19 protein-coding genes and 1 riboswitch are annotated in these 20634 nt (G+C 52.5%); of the genes, 16 read left to right on the forward strand and 3 right to left on the reverse strand.

What is annotated here, in order from left to right; genetic code table 11:
- The first annotated feature begins 10 nt into the window (after nt 1-10).
- The 3 genes from AC2FNV_RS17610 to AC2FNV_RS17620 are packed head-to-tail and all read left to right on the forward strand — an operon-like array spanning nt 11 to nt 3820.
- A complete protein-coding gene (locus tag AC2FNV_RS17610) occupies nt 11-298 on the forward strand; it encodes a sarcosine oxidase subunit delta (RefSeq protein WP_170479921.1) in 288 nt (95 codons plus the stop codon).
- On the forward strand, nt 295-3255 hold the full coding sequence (locus tag AC2FNV_RS17615; RefSeq protein ID WP_170605537.1) for a sarcosine oxidase subunit alpha family protein: 2961 nt from the start codon (nt 295-297) through the stop codon (nt 3253-3255). Before AC2FNV_RS17610 ends, AC2FNV_RS17615 begins: the two co-directional genes overlap by 4 nt.
- The gene (locus AC2FNV_RS17620) at nt 3248-3820 is read left to right on the forward strand and encodes a sarcosine oxidase subunit gamma (protein ID WP_170605535.1); all 573 of its coding nucleotides are present in this window, start codon (nt 3248-3250) and stop codon (nt 3818-3820) included. The genes AC2FNV_RS17615 and AC2FNV_RS17620 overlap by 8 nt, the downstream gene beginning before the upstream one ends.
- Nucleotides 3821-3827: 7 nt before the next feature.
- Here the strand turns inward: AC2FNV_RS17620 and AC2FNV_RS17625 are convergent, their stop codons facing one another.
- A complete protein-coding gene (locus AC2FNV_RS17625) occupies nt 3828-4862 on the reverse strand; it encodes a GlxA family transcriptional regulator (protein ID WP_254442529.1) in 1035 nt (344 codons plus the stop codon).
- A 140-nt stretch (nt 4863-5002) separates the two neighbouring features.
- Here AC2FNV_RS17625 and AC2FNV_RS17630 point away from each other — a divergent pair, with 140 nt between their 5' ends.
- The 13 genes from AC2FNV_RS17630 (at nt 5003) to AC2FNV_RS17690 (ending at nt 19548) form a co-directional block, all read left to right on the forward strand.
- Nucleotides 5003-5653 (forward strand): helix-turn-helix domain-containing protein, encoded by a 651-nt coding sequence (locus AC2FNV_RS17630; RefSeq protein ID WP_170605533.1) that lies wholly within the window; start codon nt 5003-5005, stop codon nt 5651-5653.
- Between the two features lie 169 nt (nt 5654-5822).
- On the forward strand, nt 5823-6716 hold the full coding sequence (locus AC2FNV_RS17635; protein ID WP_170605531.1) for a class II glutamine amidotransferase: 894 nt from the start codon (nt 5823-5825) through the stop codon (nt 6714-6716).
- A gap of 1 nt (nt 6717) precedes the next feature.
- Nucleotides 6718-7401, forward strand: coding sequence for a GltB/FmdC/FwdC-like GXGXG domain-containing protein (locus tag AC2FNV_RS17640; protein ID WP_170605529.1), 684 nt, complete (start codon nt 6718-6720; stop codon nt 7399-7401).
- A 20-nt stretch (nt 7402-7421) separates the two neighbouring features.
- On the forward strand, nt 7422-8750 hold the full coding sequence (locus tag AC2FNV_RS17645; protein ID WP_170605528.1) for an FMN-binding glutamate synthase family protein: 1329 nt from the start codon (nt 7422-7424) through the stop codon (nt 8748-8750).
- Between the two features lie 79 nt (nt 8751-8829).
- A complete protein-coding gene (gene glnT, locus AC2FNV_RS17650) occupies nt 8830-10158 on the forward strand; it encodes a type III glutamate--ammonia ligase (protein WP_170479911.1) in 1329 nt (442 codons plus the stop codon).
- A gap of 436 nt (nt 10159-10594) precedes the next feature.
- On the forward strand, nt 10595-11620 hold the full coding sequence (locus tag AC2FNV_RS17655; protein ID WP_437436818.1) for a LacI family DNA-binding transcriptional regulator: 1026 nt from the start codon (nt 10595-10597) through the stop codon (nt 11618-11620).
- Nucleotides 11621-11712: 92 nt separating this feature from the next.
- Nucleotides 11713-13017, forward strand: a complete 1305-nt coding sequence (locus AC2FNV_RS17660) for an ABC transporter substrate-binding protein (protein ID WP_170479909.1) — start codon at nt 11713-11715, stop codon at nt 13015-13017.
- 108 nt (nt 13018-13125) lie between these two features.
- Entirely contained in the window at nt 13126-13992 is an 867-nt protein-coding gene (locus tag AC2FNV_RS17665; RefSeq protein WP_170479907.1) for a carbohydrate ABC transporter permease, read from the forward strand.
- Between the two features lie 12 nt (nt 13993-14004).
- On the forward strand, nt 14005-14835 hold the full coding sequence (locus AC2FNV_RS17670; protein WP_170479905.1) for a carbohydrate ABC transporter permease: 831 nt from the start codon (nt 14005-14007) through the stop codon (nt 14833-14835).
- Nucleotides 14836-14847: 12 nt separating this feature from the next.
- Nucleotides 14848-15852: an ABC transporter ATP-binding protein gene (locus AC2FNV_RS17675; RefSeq protein ID WP_170479903.1), complete on the forward strand. Its 1005-nt coding sequence runs from the start codon at nt 14848-14850 to the stop codon at nt 15850-15852.
- Nucleotides 15849-16622, forward strand: coding sequence for an L-iditol 2-dehydrogenase (locus tag AC2FNV_RS17680; protein WP_170605524.1), 774 nt, complete (start codon nt 15849-15851; stop codon nt 16620-16622). The genes AC2FNV_RS17675 and AC2FNV_RS17680 overlap by 4 nt, the downstream gene beginning before the upstream one ends.
- Nucleotides 16622-18115 carry a mannitol dehydrogenase family protein gene (locus AC2FNV_RS17685; protein WP_170605522.1) on the forward strand — a complete coding sequence of 498 codons (1494 nt, stop codon included), beginning with the start codon at nt 16622-16624 and terminating at the stop codon, nt 18113-18115. The genes AC2FNV_RS17680 and AC2FNV_RS17685 overlap by 1 nt, the downstream gene beginning before the upstream one ends.
- A gap of 188 nt (nt 18116-18303) precedes the next feature.
- A riboswitch (TPP riboswitch) is annotated at nt 18304-18403 on the forward strand.
- A 209-nt stretch (nt 18404-18612) separates the two neighbouring features.
- Nucleotides 18613-19548, forward strand: coding sequence for an ABC transporter substrate-binding protein (locus tag AC2FNV_RS17690; protein WP_170605520.1), 936 nt, complete (start codon nt 18613-18615; stop codon nt 19546-19548).
- 203 nt (nt 19549-19751) lie between these two features.
- Here AC2FNV_RS17690 and nrtS read toward each other — a convergent pair whose 3' ends face one another.
- Nucleotides 19752-19979, reverse strand: coding sequence for a nitrate/nitrite transporter NrtS (gene nrtS, locus AC2FNV_RS17695; RefSeq protein WP_170605517.1), 228 nt, complete (start codon nt 19977-19979; stop codon nt 19752-19754).
- A 123-nt stretch (nt 19980-20102) separates the two neighbouring features.
- A partial coding sequence (locus AC2FNV_RS17700) for an aldehyde dehydrogenase family protein (RefSeq protein WP_496774023.1) occupies nt 20103-20634 on the reverse strand: 532 nt, incomplete at its 5' end.

Here is a 20634-nt window from a genome sequence, read left to right on the forward strand (position 1 = left end):
GAGGCCGCTTATGATAATTGATCACCCGCTTCTTGGCCCCCGAGACGCGCAGGAGTTTGTCTACCTAGGCGATGCCACCTTAATCGACCGTCCGGATTGGCAAGCTGAAAACGCAGCGGAGGCATTTCACGACTATCTCTATTTGCGCGATAATCCGGCTGGCGAGCATCGCGAGCTTTGGTATCACGAACAAGGGGACCGGTCGTGGTTGGTAGTAACGCGCAATACGCTGACGCATGAAATTACTTCGGTTGAACTGGCCCGTGACGTAGCCCGGGCACGGGGGCGCGGACGATGAACAAACAAATAAACCGACTGAACGGCGGTCTTATTGATCACGACCAAAGCCTGAGTTTCAAGTTCGACGGTAAACGCTTTCAAGGGCATCCGGGCGATACACTCGCCTCTGCTCTGCTGGCCAATGGCGTGCGGCTTATGGGTCGGTCATTTAAGTATCACCGCCCGAGAGGGGTATTGACGTCTGGCTCGGAAGAACCCAACGCGCTGGTTGAGCTGCGCAGCGGTGGTAGGCAAGAGCCGAACACAAGAGCGACCGTGGCCGAGTTGTATGATGGTCTAGCCGCCAATTCGCAGAACCGCTGGCCCTCGCTGGAACGCGACGTGTTATCGATAAACGACTTGTTCAGCAACTTTCTGACTGCGGGGTTCTATTACAAGACCTTTATGTGGCCCAAAGCTTTCTGGGAAAAGTTGTATGAGCCTATTATTCGAAATGCTGCCGGTCTTGGGAGCATTACAGGTGAAGATGATCCGGATGTTTATGACAAAGGTTTTCTGCACTGCGATTTACTGGTGATTGGGGCCGGGCCTGCGGGCTTGATGGCGGCGCTTACAGCAGGTCGTGCCGGTGCGCGGGTTATTCTGGCCGACGAGGATTTCGTACTCGGCGGACGGTTGAACGCAGAATCGATTGAAGTTGGCGGCGTTGCCGCGTCGGACTGGGCCGCGCATGCGTTGGCAGAGCTATCGGCGATGGACAACGTTCGAGTACTGCCGCGAACCACGGTTATCGGAGCATTTGACCACGGTATTTACGGGGCTGTTGAGCGTATTGCAGATCACCTACCAACACCCGCCAGTGGGCAGCCTCGACAGATCATGTGGCGCATCTATTCGAAGCGTGCGCTGCTCTGCGCCGGAGCAACAGAGCGACCGATTGCTTTTTCCAACAATGACCGACCCGGGATTATGTTGGCTGGTGCGATGCGCGCCTATGCTAATCGTTGGGCCGTGCGCGCTCATGAACAGGTCGCTGTCTTCACCAATAACGATGATGGCCATCGTACAGCTGCCGACCTAATCGCCAAAGGTGTGCATGTTACCGCTGTCATCGACACTCGGGCAGATGCGCCAAGTGTGGACGGAACGGAACTATTTGCTGGTGCGCAAGTAATTGGTAGCAAAGGAAGGCTTGGTCTAAACTCGGTTACGATCCGTACGGACAAAGGCTTTACACGAGAGATCGTTTGCGGCGGGCTGGCTGTGTCCGGAGGCTGGAACCCAAATGTGCACCTGACGTGTCATCAACGCGGGCGACCGAAATGGGACGAAGGTCTTGCAGCATTTGTTCCGGGCGACAATCTTCCTGTTGGTATGTCAGTGGCAGGGGCAGCCGCGGGTGCAATGTCTACTTATGGCGCGTTGCGAACTGGTGCCGAGGGAGCGATTGCCGCACTGTCCGATCTGGACATCCCGGCAGGAGCACCGGAATTGCCCGAGGCAAAAGACTCTCCTGTGAAACTGCGGCCTTTTTGGCACGTTTCCGAAGGAAAAGGTCGAGCTTGGATCGACCTGCAAAACGACGTAACTGTCAAGGACGTGAAACTGGCACATCAGGAGAATTACGTCTCGGTTGAACACTTGAAGCGTTACACCACTCTGGGCATGGCGACCGACCAAGGAAAGACCAGCAACATGGCCGGTCTGGCAGTGATGGCAGAGTTGACAGGCAAATCAATTCCAGAGACAGGTACGACCATCTTCCGCCCTCCCTATACACCTGTGGCTATGGGCGCGTTGGCGGGCCGAGCAGTTGGCAAGCATTTCCATCCTGTGCGCGAGACCCCCAGTCACAAGTGGGCAATTGAGCAAGGCGCGGTGTTCACTGAGGTCGGTGATTGGCTGCGCGCACAATGGTTTCCGAAAGAGGGTGAGACTCATTGGAGGCAGTCAGTAGATCGAGAGGTGTTGCAGACCAGAGCTTCTGTTGGTGTTTGCGACGTGACCACCCTGGGAAAGATTGATGTGCAGGGAGCGGATGCCGCGGAGTTCCTAAACAAGATCTATGCCAACGGTTTCGCCAAACTGGCTGTTGGCAAAGTTCGCTATGGCCTGATGCTGCGCGAGGATGGCATTGCATATGACGATGGAACAGCCGCACGATTGGCCGAGGATCACTTTGTTGTAACGACAACCACGGCGAATGCGGTTCTAGTCTATCGCCGGATGGAGTTTGCGCGGCAATGCCTATGGCCTGATCTGGATGTGCAGTTGATCTCCACGACCGAGGCTTGGGCGCAATATGCGGTTGCTGGCCCTAATTCCCGCAAGCTTCTGGAAAAAATTGTCGATGCCGGTTTCGATCTTTCGAATGAAGCATTCCCGTTTATGTCCTGCGCCGAAATCACCATTTGCGAAGGCTGCCGTGCGAGGCTGTTCCGAATCTCGTTTTCGGGCGAGTTGGCTTATGAGATCGCGGTGCCTACACGTTACGGTGACGCGATGATACGCGCGTTAATGGAGGCCGGAGAGGAATTTGATGTTGTTCCATATGGCACCGAAGCTCTTGGCGTCATGAGGATCGAAAAAGGGCACGCAGCCGGAAATGAGCTGAATGGAACCACTACTGCATTAAATCTTGGAATGGGCCGAATTGTCAGCAAAAAGAAAGATTGCATCGGCAATATCATGAGCGAGCGAGAAGGATTGAATCAACCAGATGCACTGCGTTTGGTTGGGTTCAAACCCGTCGACCCTGGTCAGCAAGTGGTTGCGGGGGGGCATCTTATGAAGGCAGACGGCCCAGTAGATGCAGCACACGATCAGGGATATGTCACATCGGCGGCTTTTTCCCCGGTTCTGCAAAGCTCGATCGGCATCGGGTATTTGAAAGATGGGGCAGAGCGTACGGGCGAAGTTTTGCGGTTGGCCAATCCGCTCGAAGGTACTGAGGTCAAGGTTGAAGTTGTAAGTGCTCATTTTGTCGACCCGGACGGAGGACGTCAGCGTGCATAAACTGAAAGCCATCACGCCACTTGGACGTACAGAGCCCAAAACCGATAACTTTGCCGGGTTGTCGATCACCGAAAACCCTGCGCGGGCCTTGGCTACGTTGACAGCGCGCCTTGGGCATGAAACGGCTTGCACTGCACAAGTAAGTGCCTTTATCGGGTGCGATTTGCCGGGGCCGGGTAAGTCTGTGGTTGGTGAAACTTATGGTGCGATATGGATTGCCCCAAGCAGCTGGATGATTGAAGCGGATCACACTGGTCACGAATTGATTGCCCAAGAACTCAAGCCTGTCGCGGGTGAAACGGCATCGGTTGTTGAACAGACTGACGCGTGGGGGCGCTTCGATATCACAGGTTCAGCGGCTGGCGACCTTTTCGAAAGATTGTGTAACGTGGACGTCCGGGCAATGAATTCCGACACAGCAACCCGAACGACCATCCATCACATTGGCTGCTATCTTTGGTGCCGCAAAGCAGGTTTCGAGTATTCGGTACTGGGTCCACGGTCATCTGCAGGATCTTTGCATCATGCATTGGTCGAAGTTGCTCAGGCTGTTTGTCCGGTCTAATTGTTGCTCAATTTAAATGTGTGTCTCGTCTGACCCGGAACCGGTTGTGATCTTGTCGGTCTTGCCGTGGCGAGGAACCAAAGTGTTCAACATAGTTGCGCGACATTGATGTCGGGTTCGTATAGCCCACGGCGTGCGCGATCGAGGTAAGCGGGTCCTGGGTATAGATAACAAGCTGTCTTGCGGCACGTAGACGTACTAGCCGGTAGTAACCCCCGGGGCTCTGTCCTGTGGCCTGCCGGAAACTGCGTTCCAGATGGCGTGCTGAAACTCCTACACGACGGGCGACCTCGCGTGTAGTTAGCGGAAACTCGAGGTTATCAGAGAACAACTGAATAGCTTTTGAAACCATGTCAGGCATATGGTCGGCTATGTCGTCCGTTTGAAATGCTGGTGTTTTTTGCCGGACCCCTGGGCTGCGGATTGAAGGGTGCTGGAACCAGCAGGCGACTTCGGTCATTGCAGCCTCTCCAAAGGCTAATTCGACCAGATGTAAAGACAGATCAAAAGCCGCTGCAGCGCCGGAAGCGGTACAACAGTTTTTGCCCAAAACAATGACGTCATCAGTTGTCTCAAGTTCAGGAAACTCCGCCTCGAACGCAGTTCTGTAGCACCAATGCACAGAGCAAATCTGCCGATCTAACAGACCTGATCGCGCAAGTGGGAAGATGCCGCCGCTTACGGCGCTGACGCAGGTTCCGTGTCTTGCCAGAAACCGCAGTCTGCCATTTGATGCATGGGGGTTTGCGAACTTCCCATCCGGTTCAGACAGCAAAAACAACATGTCTAACCGCTGGACATCGCACAATGCTAAGTCCGCCTGAAACGGAATTTGCGCGCTGGATGATGTCGATTCGCCTGTCTCTGAAATGACCTGCCATCTGAATACATCTCTTCCCGCAATTTCATTGGCGGCCCGCAACGGTTCAATGACCGAGGTGAGGCAGGCCATCGGGAATCCTTCAAACACAAGAAATCCCAGCGTAATCTGGCTGTTCTGATCGATGCCAAGTTCTGACAAAGGTGCTGAAATCTGGTGCATGCTAGCCTCTGCTTTCAGATCGTTGCTTTTTCAATCAGCGGAATTCGGGTAAGGGGTGTTTAGCAGGACGACCCCTGACAGGAAACAAATTTTCACTCTGTGAATGCTCGGCCATAAGGGCTGGGTATTGGAGGGCTTCTATGGCCAAGGCCGGCAAAGGCAAAAAAATGGGAGTTCTGTCACAGGACCCCCACAAAGTAAAAGACAGCGGTGAAAAGAACCTGGAAACCGCCATTGGGCGGGAGATCAAAGCTCTGAGGGTGCAACAGGGGGTGACTTTTGCCGAATTGTCCGGTTTGACTGGCCTGTCGATCAGCATGCTGTCAAAAATCGAAAATGGTTATACGTCGCCGTCTCTGACAACTCTGCAACTACTGGCCAACGCACTAAGCACACCGATTACGTCGTTTTTCCGTCGCTACGAAGAAACGCGGAACGCTGTGCATACCAAAGCGGGTCAAGGCGTCGAAACCGAAAGGGCCGGAACGCGGGCAGGGCATCAGTACAATTTGTTGGGGCATCTTGGTCCAAATGCAAGCGGTGTCGTGGTTGAACCGTACTTGATCACGCTGACCGAAGTGTCTGATACTTTCCCGACCTTTCAACACGATGGGATTGAACTGATTTACATGCTCGAGGGCGAAATTGACTATCGGCATGGCGATGCCATCTATCTGTTAAGGCCCGGCGACACTCTGTTTTTTGACGCAGATTCCCCTCATGGACCCGAGGTGCTTCGTTCACTTCCCGCGCGTTACTTGTCGATCATCTCGTACCCACAGACAAAGTGACGGAGGCATGGTCGGGTCGGATTCAGAGAGGGGAAACATGTGCCTACTTGAATAAGGGGGAACATCAAGCTCAAAAAATTTCCTAACATGAAAATAATTTTCCCCTTGTTGCCTTCGTGATAACCTGATGTTAGCGTCCGCCGCAAATCGTAACAGGAGATGTTCACTAATGTGTGGAATCGTCGGCCTTTTTCTTAAGGACAAAACATTAGAGCCGCAGCTTGGCTCGATGTTGACGGATATGTTGATCACTATGACAGATCGGGGGCCGGACAGTGCTGGAATAGCTATCTATGGCGGTACAGAAGATAAGGCTAAACTGACAGTTCAGTCCGACAACCCAGACACGGATTTTGCCGATTTGGATGGTGATTTGGGCCGGGTCATCGACGCCGAGGTGACGATGCGCCCCAATGATACGCACGCGGTTTTGAGCCTTGACGCAACCAAAGTAGATCAGGCGCGACAGGCAATTCGCGAGTTGCGTCCTGGCATGCGGGTGATGAGCGACGGCGACGTCATCGAAATTTACAAAGAAGTTGGCCTGCCCAAAGATGTGGCGGCACGTTTTGATCTGTCGTCAATGAGTGGTACGCACGGTATTGGTCATACCCGGATGGCCACGGAATCTGCGGTGACGACTGAAGGCGCACATCCATTTAATACAGGTGCCGACCAATGTCTGGTTCATAATGGTTCACTGTCCAACCACAACTCGCTGCGCCGTAAGCTGAAACGCGAAGGTGTTCGGGTGGAGTCGATGAACGACACCGAAGTGGGTGCCGCGTATTTGACCTGGAAGATGCAGAATGGAGCAACTCTGGGCGAGGCGCTTGAAAGCAGCTTAGAGGATTTGGACGGGTTCTTTACCTTTGTAGTGGGTACAAAGGACGGGTTCGGTGTAGTACGTGACCCAATTGCCTGCAAACCGGCAGTCATGGCGGAAACAGATCAATATGTTGCCTTTGGCAGTGAATACCGCGCCTTGGTCAATCTGCCGGGCATAGAAGAAGCCCGCGTTTGGGAGCCTGAGCCCGCAACCGTCTATTTCTGGAGTCACTGATATGCAGACCTATGATATTTCGGAAAAGGGTTTGCGTGGGTTGAACTCGACACTTCAGGCGCAACGTGACGCGACAAACCAGACCAGTTGGCAGGTTGTCAATCCCAAAGGAAGCCATGCGATTGCTGTAGGTTTGGATGCGCCAATTGAAGTGACGGTCAAAGGTTCGACTGGTTATTACTGCGCCGGAATGAACCAGCAGGCGACAATCAAGGTCGAAGGATCGGTAGGCCCCGGTGCGGCCGAAAATATGATGTCCGGCACTGTTGTTATCGAGGGCGACGCCAGCCAGTATGCCGGTGCGACTGGTCATGGCGGGCTATTGGTGATCAAGGGTAATGCTTCGTCCCGTTGCGGTATTTCGATGAAAGGTATCGATATCGTGGTGCACGGCAACATTGGCCATATGTCCGCCTTTATGGCCCAGGCAGGCAATCTGGTTGTTTGCGGAGATGCGGGCGACGCGTTGGGAGACTCGCTGTATGAAGCTCGTCTTTTTGTGCGCGGTTCAGTCAAAAGTTTAGGCGCAGATTGCGTAGAGAAAGAGATGCGGCCAGAGCATATCGAAATTCTGAAAGATCTTCTGGAACGCGCAGGTGCAGACGCCAAACCTGAAGAGTTCAAGCGTTACGGCTCTGCTCGCAAGCTCTATAATTTTGACGTCGACAACACAGCGGCCTACTGACCAACAAGGGTATGAAAGACATGGACACAACCATCCCACGCACCCTGCCGATCCAGTCGGCTACATTCACCAATGAAGTTAATGCCGAGATACGCCGCGCCGCGGCGACCGGAATCTACGATATTCGCGGCGGCGGTGCTAAGCGCAGAGTACCTCATTTTGATGATCTGCTGTTTCTTGGGGCCTCCGTCAGCCGTTACCCTTTGGAAGGCTACCGTGAGCGTTGTGAAACCTCGGTGACGTTAGGCACGCGTTTTGCCAAAAAGCCGATTCAGTTGGACATACCGATTACAATAGCCGGTATGAGTTTTGGCGCATTGTCCGGACCGGCCAAAGAGGCGTTAGGTCGGGGCGCTTCTGCGGCAGGCACGTCAACAACCACCGGTGATGGCGGCATGACGCCCGAGGAGCGTGGCCATTCCAGCAAATTGGTTTATCAATACTTGCCGTCACGCTACGGCATGAACCCAAATGACCTGCGCAAGGCTGACGCAATCGAAGTCGTGGTGGGGCAGGGTGCCAAACCCGGCGGTGGTGGCATGCTGCTGGGTCAGAAGATTTCGGATCGTGTTGCTGAAATGCGAACGTTGCCCAAAGGAATTGATCAGCGCTCCGCTTGCCGTCATCCCGACTGGACAGGGCCTGACGATCTGGAAATCAAGATCCTTGAGTTACGTGAAATTACAGATTGGCAGATACCAATCTATGTTAAGGTTGGTGCCACGCGGCCCTACTACGACACCGCTTTGGCAGTTAAGGCCGGAGCAGACGTCGTTGTAATGGACGGAATGCAGGGTGGCACTGCCGCTACCCAGGATGTGTTCATTGAACATGTGGGTTTGCCAACACTATCTTGCATTCGCCCTGCAGTGCAGGCGTTGCAGGACTTAGGCGTTCACCGTGAAGTGCAGTTAGTGATTTCGGGTGGTATCCGCACCGGTGCAGATGTGGCCAAGGCGTTGGCATTGGGTGCAGATGCGGTGGCTATCGGTACTGCAGCGTTGATCGCTTTGGGTGACAATGACCCGAAGTGGGAAGCCGAATATCAAAAATTGGGTACGACCACCGGCGCATATGACGATTGGCACGAGGGCTTGGATCCCGCGGGTATCACTACGCAGGACCCAGAATTGGCCAAGCGCTTGGATCCGGTCGAGGCTGGGCGAAGGTTGCGTAATTACCTCAAGGTCATGACTCTTGAGGCGCAAACAATCGCGCGCGCATGCGGGCATAATCACCTGCACAATCTGGAGCCTGAAGATCTGTGTGCTCTTACAATGGAGGCAGCGGCGATGGCACGCGTTCCGTTGGCGGGAACAGATTGGTACCCGGGCAAGGCGGGTTTCTAAAACAAAACCTCTTCAAAGCGTGGCCCAAATGGGCCGCGTTTTTTTACAAACGATATCAACAGGGAAAGGAAGGCCGCCCATGACGATAGATCTGGCTGCTTTCGCCAAAGAAAAAGGCGTCAAATATTTCATGATCTCGTTCACTGACTTGTTCGGTGGACAGCGCGCAAAGCTGGTTCCGGCACAAGCTATAGCAGACATGCAGGAAGAAGGCGCCGGTTTCGCAGGCTTTGCTACCTGGCTCGACATGACGCCCGCACACCCAGATATGTTGGCAGTGCCAGATCCGTCATCGGTCATCCAACTTCCGTGGAAGCCCGAGGTCGCCTGGGTCGCTGCCAATTGCGTAATGGAAGGTGAAGACGTGGCACAAGCGCCGCGCAATGTCCTCCGCCGATTGATTAATGAAGCTGCTGGCGAAGGGCTTCATGTTAAGACTGGTATCGAAGCCGAGTTCTTCCTGCTCACTCCTGACGGTGAACAAATAAGCGACCCATTCGACACTGCGGAAAAGCCTTGTTACGACCAACAGGCCGTGATGCGCCGCTATGACGTGGTACGCGAGATTTGCGATTATATGCTGGAACTGGGCTGGGGCCCCTATCAGAATGATCACGAAGACGCCAATGGCCAGTTTGAGATGAACTGGGAATATGACGACGTCCTTCGTACGGCGGATAAGCATTCATTCTTTAAATTCATGGCAAAATCGGTGGCTGAGAAACACGGGTTCCGCGCTACTTTCATGCCCAAGCCTGTTGAAGGTTTGACAGGTAATGGTTGCCATGCGCACATCTCAGTTTGGGACGCGCCCGGAGCGGCTGCAAAAACGAATGTGTTTGCGGGTGAAGGCGACGGTCCAACCGGAGAGTTGGGACTAGCCGAGCAGGGCAAGCATTTTTTGGGTGGCATCATGAAACACGCCAGTGCGCTGGCGGCGATCACTAATCCAACGGTCAACAGCTACAAGCGTATCAATGCGCCACGCACAATGTCGGGTGCAACGTGGGCGCCGAACACAGTAACATGGACCGGCAACAACCGTACCCACATGGTTCGCGTACCGGGTCCTGGTCGGTTCGAACTTCGACTGCCAGACGGTGCAACTAACCCATACTTGCTCCAGGCAGTAATTATTGCTGCCGGTTTGTCTGGCATCAGGTCCAAGGCAGATCCAGGTAAAAGATACGACATCGATATGTACGCAGAGGGCCACAAGGTTCGCGGAGCGCCGAAGCTACCGCTGAACATGCTGGACGCGCTGCGGGCTTATGATAGGGATAAAGGTCTGAAGGCGATGATGGGCGAAGAGTTTTCGGCGGCGTTTCTGAAAATGAAACATCAAGAATGGAACTCGTTTGTGTCGCATTTTTCTCGTTGGGAGAAAGAGAATACTCTCGACATTTGATAAACGGGGTTAGCCTAACCCTGAGGCAAATGAATTGCCTTTTCGGATTACAATCCGGGAAGGCTTTTTTTAAGCTGGTTACCAGCTTGACGTAGCCAACGAAAGACGCCCTTGTTTAAGCGGTGTATCAGTCAAACGTAAGCACACTGCCGAACGACCCTGCCCCTTTTTAAATCGTCCAAAGCTAACCGCTAAATTGACGTTCGTTTGGCGATTTTTTCTTTGACTCATTCAAATCGCCTCGCGCACCGAAGATGAGTTTCCCATCGCGCTGGCGGAAATTATTTGATTGCAAGTTCATCGATTTAATTGAAATCAAACAGAATTTTTTAATAACTTATCAGTCAATTGCCCGCTATTGACATTTTTTGTCGCGCGCAAAGAATACGTAAAGACGTGTTAAATTCGCGGTGGTGTTCACCCTAGGTAGATGGGCATGACAAAAATCAAGAATATGGAAGAGTTCGCCGCTGTCAGTGGTATCTCTCGTCCAACTGTATCCAAGTATTTTCACGATCCCGAAAGCGTGCGTAGCACGACTCGGACTCGTATCGAAGAAGCATTGGAAAGGTTCGATTATCGTCCGAATATCTTCGCGGTTAACCAAAACCGTAAATTAACGAAGAACATTGGCATTGTTGTTCCTTATCTGGCTGATCCCTTCTTTGCGGAAATTGCCCGGTATCTTGAGCAGAGCTGCATTGCTGCAGGGTACCGCCCAACTTTGTTCAGTTCGCATGGTGAGCCAGAGTTGGAAGGCGAGATTCTGGACAGTTTGAGGTCATTGAAACCTGCTGGCGTTTTGTTGGCGCCTCTGGGGCGAGCATCGGATCGTTCCAAAATCGAAAAGTTTTGCGGCAACGTGCCAACAGTTTTGTTTGATAGTAACCTAGAAGGATTGGGTGCTGCTTTCATTGGTTCGGATAACTATAGTTTCGTTTCCCAGACCGTAGAGTACATGACCCGGACCGGCGAACCGCCATCGTTTTTTGAAATGCGGACCCCCGCGAACCCGAATGCGAACAAACGGCGCAATGCATATATCGAAGTCATGCAGAGACTTGGGTTCGAGCCCCACATTATAAAAATCGACGGAGAAGGTTGGGGTTTCGAAGAGATTGGCCGCCAGGGTGCGATGAAAGCTCTGGAGGAAGGCGCTCTTAGGACTGACTCTGTTTTGTGCAGTAATGACCGTCTTGCAATTGGGTTTCTTGCTGCGTGTTACGAACGGGGGATCCGGGTCGGACGCAAGGCAGATTGCGCATTACGCGTGGCGTCAAATGACGACCACCCCTTTTCCAAATTCACGTGCCCGTCTTTAACGACCGCTGCGCATGACTACGACAATGTCGCCGCGCGCAGTGTCGAAACGCTTTTCGAACTTGTTGAAAACGGTGGGAAATTTGACAAACGAACGGAAACTTTGTTTCCGGCCCGACTCATTTTAAGGGAATCTGCCTGACTAAAAATTGACGCGCGTAAAGTTTTTATTGACGCCGCGACAATTTCTGATCTACCCTCTTACTACAACATCCAAGCTCAGGGAGGACAGGGATGTATCTTAAGAACGCACTTCGTGCGGCGACTGCGTTGACTTTCGTCGCAACGGCGGCAGCCCATGCACAATCCATAACAATCGCAACCGTGAACAACGGCGATATGATTAGGATGCAGGGCTATACTGACAAATTCACCGAAGCGACCGGCATCGATGTAGAGTGGGTAACACTAGAAGAAAACGTGCTGCGTCAGCGCGTGACCACTGACATCACGACCAAAGGCGGTCAGTTCGACATCATGACAATCGGTATGTACGAGACACCGATTTGGGGTGCGAACGATTGGCTCGTTCCCTTGGATGGCATGTCCGCAGAATATGATGTTGGGGATCTTCTGCCAGCAATGGCAGGTGGTCTAAGCCACGAAGGTACGCTCTATGCAGCACCTTTTTATGGTGAAAGCTCAATGATCATGTACCGCACCGACCTGATGGAAAAAGCCGGTCTGGAAATGCCTGAAGCGCCGACATGGCAATTCATCCGCGAAGCAGCGGCCGCAATGACAGACCGGGACAATGATATCAACGGTATCTGCCTTCGCGGCAAGGCTGGTTGGGGCGAAGGTGGTGCTTTTATCACCGTAACCGGGAACTCTTTCGGAGCACGCTGGTTTGACGAGAACTGGAAGCCCCAGTTTGATCAGCCCGAATGGAAAGAGGCACTTACGTTCTTCGTGGACATGATGGGTGAATCCGGACCGGCGGGTTATGCAACCAACGGTTTCAATGAAAACCTATCGCTATTTCAGCAGGGCAAGTGCGGTATGTGGATCGACGCGACCGTTGCGGCGTCTTTCGTGACTAACCCGAATGATTCGACTGTAGCGGACAAAGTTGGCTTTGCGCTGGCTCCAAATTCTGAAGGCGTCGACAAACGTGCCAACTGGTTGTGGGCGTGGGCGCTTGCCATCCCGGCGGGTACTCAGCAAGAGGATGCAGCCAAGCAATTCATAGAATGGGCAACGTCGAAGGATTACATCGAGTTAGTGGCCGAGAACGAAGGCTGGGCCAACGTACCTCCGGGCGCTCGGACATCTTTGTATGAAAACGACAATTACAAGGATATTCCCTTTGCGCAGATGACGCTAAAGTCAATCCTTGCCGCTGACCCGCAGAATTGCTGCGCGCAGCCGACGCCGTACACTGGCATCCAGTTCGTGGCGATCCCAGAATTTGCAGGCATCGCCACACAGGTGAGTCAGGAGTTCTCGGCGGTCTATGCGGGCCAGCAAACGGTAGATGAAGCTCTTGCTAAAGCGCAGGCCTTTACAGCTGAAGAGATGGAAGCCGCAGGTTACTAAGGCACACTCCCAAAGCGGGTGGGCAGGGGACTGCCCCCCGCGGCCTTCTTTCACAAATTGAATTTTTCTCGCAGGCTGCAATTGGCTTGAACAGAGAGGTTTTGCGTCATGGCTACTCAACATTCCCGATCCGTTGCACGCCTGATGATGGCACCCGCAGTGGTCCTGCTGCTTGGCTGGATGCTCGTGCCCCTGACGATGACGCTGTATTTTTCCTTCAAGAAATACCTGCCGCTGCGCGGCGGTGATTTAGGATGGGTCGGATTTGACAACTATATTCGTTTTGTCTCGTCCAGCGCATTCTGGCCTGCAGTACAAGCTACTTTGGTAATCGTCGGCGGTGTTCTTGTGATCACTGTCGTACTCGGCGTTTTGATGGCTATGCTGCTGGATCAACCGATGTGGGGGCAGGGTGTTGTTCGCATTCTGGTCATCGCCCCGTTCTTTGTAATGCCAACCGTGTCTGCGCTTGTTTGGAAGAACATGTTTATGGATCCGGTAAACGGCCTGCTTGCCCATCTATGGCGGTTCTTTGGAGCAGAGCCGATCTCTTGGCTGTCCGAAGCTTCGATGACTTCGATAGTCATGATCGTTTCTTGGCAATGGTTACCCTTTGCGACTCTGATCCTTCTAACCGCAATACAGTCTTTGGACAGCGAACAGCTTGAGGCTGCCGAGATGGACGGAGCCCCGCCGCTGAAGCGATTTTATCATATCATCTTGCCGCACCTGAGCCGCGCGATCACTATTGTGATCTTGATACAGACAATATTCCTGTTGTCGATATTTGCCGAGATTTTCGTAACCACAGGTGGTGCTTTCGGAACTCGGACGCTGACCTACCTGATTTTCCAACGTGTGCTGGAAAGTCAAAATGTGGGTCTCGGTTCAGCCGGCGGTGTTTACGCCATCATCCTTGCCAATATCGTAGCCATCTTCCTGATGCGCATCGTCGGCAAGAACCTGGACGCGTGAGGAGAGAAAATCATGGCCCGCGCAGTCACGACACGTCGCAAATCGTTTAACACCGCCCTAGCTTGGGCGGTTGGTCTGCTGATATTTTTCCCGATCCTTTGGACGATCCTGACCAGTTTCAAGACTGAGGCACAGGCAATCGCAAGCCCGCCACTGTTTCTTAACTTTAACTGGACCTTGGAAAACTATGCCATCGTGCAGGAGCGTTCAGATTACATGCGTTTCCTTTGGAACTCGGTAATAATTGCGGGTGGGTCGACCCTTTTGGGTGTTATTGTCGCAGTGCCCGCCGCATGGGCAATGGCCTTTGTGCCATCCAAACGCACCAAAGACATTCTGCTGTGGATGCTTTCGACGAAAATGTTACCAGCGGTTGGCGTGCTTTACCCGATTTACCTTCTGTTTATTCGGTTGGGTCTTTTGGACACGCGCGGCGGTCTGGTTGTTGTGTTGATGCTGATTAACCTGCCTATCATCGTTTGGATGCTTTACACCTACTTCCGCGAAATCCCCGGAGAGATTCTGGAGGCCGCGCGGATGGATGGGGCGACACTGAAGGAAGAGATCCTTCACATACTGACACCTATGGCGGTACCTGGCATAGCATCAACTGTATTGCTGAACTTCATTCTGGCTTGGAACGAGGCGTTTTGGACCCTGAACCTTACCGCCGTGGACGCGGCCCCGTTGACCGCGTTCATCGCCAGCTATTCCAGCCCAGAAGGTCTGTTCTTTGCGAAACTTAGCGCGGCATCGACCATGGCGATTGCACCAATTCTAATCCTTGGCTGGTTCAGTCAGAAACAACTTGTCCGCGGCTTGACCTTCGGCGCTGTGAAATAAGGAACGAGACAAATGGGACGCATTCAACTCAAGTCCGTGACGAAAAGCTTCGGCGACGTCGAGGTCATTCCCCCTCTGGATCTGACAATCGAAGATGGCGAGTTCACAGTTTTTGTTGGCCCTTCGGGTTGCGGCAAGTCCACCTTGTTACGCTTGATCGCAGGGTTGGAAGACATCACCTCAGGCTCGATCGAGATTGATGGATCGGATGCAACGGACGTACCGCCCGCGAAACGAGGGTTGGCGATGGTGTTCCAGTCCTATGCGCTTTATCCGCATATGACCGTGCGCAAGAACATTGCGTTTCCGTTGCGTATGGCAAAGCTGGATCAGGCTGAGATCGACCGTCGCGTCGAAGGAGCTGCAAGTGTTCTGAACCTGACCGACTATCTGGATCGCCGACCCGGGCAATTGTCTGGCGGTCAGCGCCAGAGGGTTGCAATTGGCCGAGCAATTGTCCGGGAACCCGCAGCGTTCCTTTTTGATGAACCTTTGTCGAACCTCGACGCGGCTTTACGCGTTGGTATGAGGCTGGAAATCAGCGAGCTTCACGAACGTCTTGCGACGACCATGATATATGTCACCCACGACCAGGTCGAAGCAATGACCATGGCTGACAAGATTGTTGTGCTTCAGGCAGGTGTAATCGAACAAGTCGGCAGCCCTTTGGAACTTTACCGTACGCCGCGTAACCTTTTCGTAGCGGGTTTTATTGGCTCGCCCCGGATGAACTTCATCGAAGGCGAAGAGGCCGAAAAACATGGAGCGCACACCATCGGCGTACGACCTGAACACATCGCTGTTTCCGAAAATGAAGGAACTTGGAATGGCGTAGTAGGCGTTTCCGAACATCTTGGGTCAGATACTTTCTTTCATATTCACGAAACAGGCTTGGCGGAAACTATCACTGTGAGAGCTGATGGTGAGGTCGGTTTCCGACATGGTGACCGTATCCAGCTGACGCCGCGTGCGGATGTGATTCATCGTTTCGACGCGAAAGGCTTGCGAATCGAATGAAACGGTTGGCTGGCAAAACGGCACTCATAACAGGTGCTGCCCGCGGTATTGGACTAGCCTTCGCCGAGGCCTACGCCTCAGAAGGTGCGCGTGTAGCATTGGCAGATGTCGACGTCGCACGTGCGCAGGAATCTGCGTCAGAAATAGGGTCTTCAGCAGTGGCTGTAGAAATGGACGTCCGCGAACAAAGCAGTATCGATAACGCAATTTCTGAGGTTTCTTCGCATTTTGGCCCAATTGAAATCTTAATTAACAATGCTGCGATTTTTTCAGCCGCTCCGATCACTGAAATCGAAAGACAGGATTACAATAGGGTATTTGAAATCAATGTCGCCGGAACTCTGTTCACGCTTCAGGCCGTTGCCCGGCACATGATCGAAAATGGAACCAAAGGCAGGATCATCAACATGGCTTCGCAAGCCGGACGTCGTGGTGAACCATTGGTGGCAGTGTATTGTGCCAGCAAAGCGGCTGTCATTTCGCTGACGCAGTCAGCGGGATTGAATCTAATACCGCATGGGATCAACGTGAACGCCATCGCGCCAGGGGTTGTCGACGGCGAACACTGGGATGGTGTCGATGCCTTTTTCGCAAAATATGAGGGTAAAGAACGCGGGCAAAAAAGGCGCGAAGTCGCGTCAGCGGTACCCTATGGCCGCATGGGGCGCGCTGAGGATCTGACGGGGATGGCCGTTTTCCTGGCATCTGATGAAGCTGAGTACATCGTGGCTCAAACCTACAATGTCGACGGTGGAAATTGGATGAGCTGATGAACCCAACAGCAAAGGCGAATGCACCGGTAAAATTGCGGCGCGGACGATTAAATGATTTGCCCGCGCACGTCAAAACACCGAAGTACCGGCGCGAGGATTTGAAGCCTGGCATCGTTCATATCGGCCTTGGGAATTTCCACCGTGCGCATCAGGCTTGGTATATCCACCAACTCATGCAGCAAGGCGTGGCAAAGGATTGGGCGATCATAGGGGCAGGGGTTCGAGCCTATGACGCAGCAATGCGTGAGAGGTTATTGGCGCAAGACTGTCTCACGACACTGATTGAATTGGACCCATCCGGAACATCTGCCGAAGTTATCGGCCCTATGATCGGCTATCTTCCAATCGAGTCTGACAATTCGTCGCTGATCCGGCAAATGGCCGAACCGGCCATCCGCATTGTGTCACTTACTGTGACCGAAGGCGGGTACTACCTCGACGCGAATTCTTCAGAATTCGATATTCATCACGAAGAAATACTCCGTGATGCTCAAAATCCCGACCATCCAGGCACGGCATTCGGCGCAATTGTGGCGGCACTTGCACGGCGCAGGTCGGCCGGGCTGAAACCCTTCACGGTTCTTAGTTGCGACAACCTGCAAAGCAATGGCGCGATCCTGCGAAACTGCGTTGTTGGGTTGGCAGGGCTATCTGACCCGGGATTGGCTGATTGGATTGATCGATACGGAGCTTTTCCAAATTCGATGGTGGATTGCATTGTGCCGGCCACAACGGATCAGGTGGTCGAACAAGCTATGGAACTAGGCATCAATGATCTCGCACCTGTAACGCATGAGAACTTTCGGCAATGGGTGATTGAAGACAATTTCTGTGGAGATCGACCCCCGTTTGAAAATGTTGGCGTAACAATAACGAAAAACGTTCACGCCTATGAGGTGATGAAACTGCGTATATTAAACGGCGGTCATCAGCTTCTTGCAAATGTGGGAGAGATCCTGAGTGCACCGACAATTTCATCCTGCATGCAGGATCCAGATATCTCGGAGTTCTTCCAGAAGGTTCAGGTTGAAGAAATTGTGCCTCTTGTTCAGGCTGTTCCAGGGGCTAGCCCAGTCGACTATCTTGCTTTGGTAAAGAGGCGGTTCTCCAATACTGCGATCCACGACACAACCCGCAGAGTAGCTTTTGACGGGTCTTCCCGGCATCCGGGGTTTTTGCTGCCGTCGCTGCGTGATGCTATAAACGCTGGGACGCCTATCTCTGGCTTGGCATTGTCACAAGCGCTTTGGTGCCGGATGTGCACTGGCCTTCGCGAAGATGGGACCGAGATTTCCCCGAACGATCCGATCTGGAACGAATTGAAAGGTGCCGCCCTCGCAGCGCATGAGGGAGCGCAGGCGTGGATTGGAAAAGCCAACCTTTACGGCGAAATTGGTCACGACGAGCGCTTTGCGGCTGAGTTCAAAGTTTGGTTAGACGAGATTGTTAAAAACGGTAGCCGTGCAGCGATACGTCGTTATTTGGCTTAACGGAACGGAGTGGTCCTAATTCTAACCAATTGGTGGCTGGAAAATCGGCTTTGCAACGGCGATTGTATCGGTAATGATCATCTCAATCAGTAACCATCATTGTGTGTGGGCAAACGCAAAACACGACCTTTGGGGATCATCCCGAATGAAAACTGATTGACATGTCGCGGCCAACTTCACTATTTCCCGGCTTACTGTTGGGGTGCCAAATTTCGGCTGAGACGTTTACGCGAACCCATTGAACCTGAACCGGTTAGAACCGGCGTAGGAAACAGTTTCAAGGTGGACCCCACCGCTGGTTTCCCTCGCTCGTTCTGACATAAGTCGAAGAGATTCTGGGCGTGTTGTCCATAAGATTTGCTGCAAATGATAAATTTGAAAACACCGGCAATTCTAAGTCGTCTGGCCTGTGTTTTGTCAGGGTAAAGAACGTCGGCAGATCTCCGAAATGTCCTGATGAGCTACTTTGTTAGCTTTTGTGAACAAGGAAACCAATTGTGAAACATCTGATAATGTGCGCGGCCCTCGTCCTGCCGACACCTGTGTGGGCAACTGACAAGATGACCATTCTACTTGACTGGTTTGTAAACCCTGACCACGGACCCATCATTGTCGCTCAGGAACTTGGGTATTTTCCCAATGCAGGGTTGGATATTGAAATCATTCCTCCGGCAGATCCATCAGCGCCCGCCAAGTTGGTTGCTGCAGGGAAAGCAGATTTAGCGGTCAGTTATCAACCTAATCATCACCTGCAGGTGGCAGAAGGTTTGCCTCTGGTCCGAGTAGGTACTCTGATAGCCACTCCTCTAAACTGTCTACTGGTTCTGAAAGACGGACCAGTAAAGCAAGTTTCAGACCTAAAGGGCGGCAAAATAGGATTTTCGGTTTCTGGTTTCGAAGAAGCATTGTTGACAACCATATTGAAGCGAAATGGCGTCAGCCTGGATGAGATCGAACTTGTGAATGTAAATTTCTCGCTGGGGTCGTCGGTTATGTCCGGTCAGGTCGATGCCGTAATCGGAGCCTACCGGAACTTTGAACTAAATCAGATGAAAATAGAAGGCGTCGAAGGGAGGTGTTTTTACGTAGAGGAAGAGGGAGTGCCGACCTACGATGAATTGATTTATGTGGCGAACGCTGATCGAATGGATTCAGATTTGGTTCGTCGGTTTTTGGGTGCTACCCAATTGGCCACTCAGTTCATTGTCAACGACCCGATCGAAAGTTGGAGCGTCTTCAAAAACTACGCTGCGGAGTTGAATGACGATTTGAACGCAAAGGCTTGGATCGACACGTTGCCAAGGTTTGCTCTACGTCCTGAGGCCCTGGACGAAGGTCGCTATGAACGGTTCGAAGCGTTCCTCTCGGATATTGGGCTGGTTGAGGGTACTAGACCCGTCTCGAAATTGGCGGTTGATTTAGGAGAGCAATAATCAAGCGACCATTAAACATGGTAAAAACCCAGCCATCGAATTGCAATTCGATGGTTGCAGGTCACAAAGGTTGAGATTGAATTTGCTATGTGCTGACGAACGCTTTGACGTGTCATCGCGCATATTACCTTCTTCAATGTATGCCCTAGGAGATTGCGTTGAGTCAGTTGAGGATGGTTCGGGGTTCACAATTGTAGCAAATGTTATGCCGACTCGCTTTCGATGACCGCCATAACCGACGAATAAGTTGAAACGCAGTAGGGCACGCAGTAGCTGACCATTGCCTTTATTATTTCCGGACGCGTAATCGTGCCTGCGATCAATTTATCTGCATAGTTGATCAAGAAAAATACGCTGCCAATTATTAAGGCTATGCGACCTGCGCGTCGCATGACCGAAGGCTGGATTGCAAGATTCAGAAATTTGGCCATTTGTGATCTTCACCTTTGAAGCCTAAGGAAACTGCTGGCGTCTCGCTCAGTTATTGCCTTGAAAGACCACAAGCAAGGTTGAAGAAGCAACTCTAAATAACAGGGACCACCTCCGCGGGTCGTTCATCTCATCTTAAATGGATCGGGGATGGGTGCGTCAGAGGTATTTATCCAGACACTTTTAGCGCGTGTATAATCCAGAACGCTCTCCATTCCTCCCTCGCGACCCAGACCGCTTTCCCCGAACCCGCCGAAGGGTGCAATCGGCGAAACGACGCGGTAAGTGTTAACCCAAATAATGCCACTTCGTACTGCGCGGATCATGCGGTGAGCCCGGGATAGGTTGTTTGTAAAGACGCCTCCTGCCAATCCGAAATTGGTTGAATTGGCCATTGCGATGGCTTCATCTTCGGTATCGAAGGTAAGAACGCTAAGTACCGGACCAAACAATTCCTCGGTAACCGAGTCCGCATCCTTCACATTTGAACAGTCCAGTATAGTTGGCAGGTAGTATTGTTTTCCCTGATATCCTTCAGGGCGTGCTCCACCAGTTATCAGTATCGCGCCCGCAGCGATACTGCTCTCGACGACACGTTCAACTTTGTCGATTTGTGCCTTGGTCGCCAAAGGACCGTATTCCGTAGCCGGATCCGAT

Source organism: Ruegeria sp. BHSA163 (assembly GCF_059613365.1).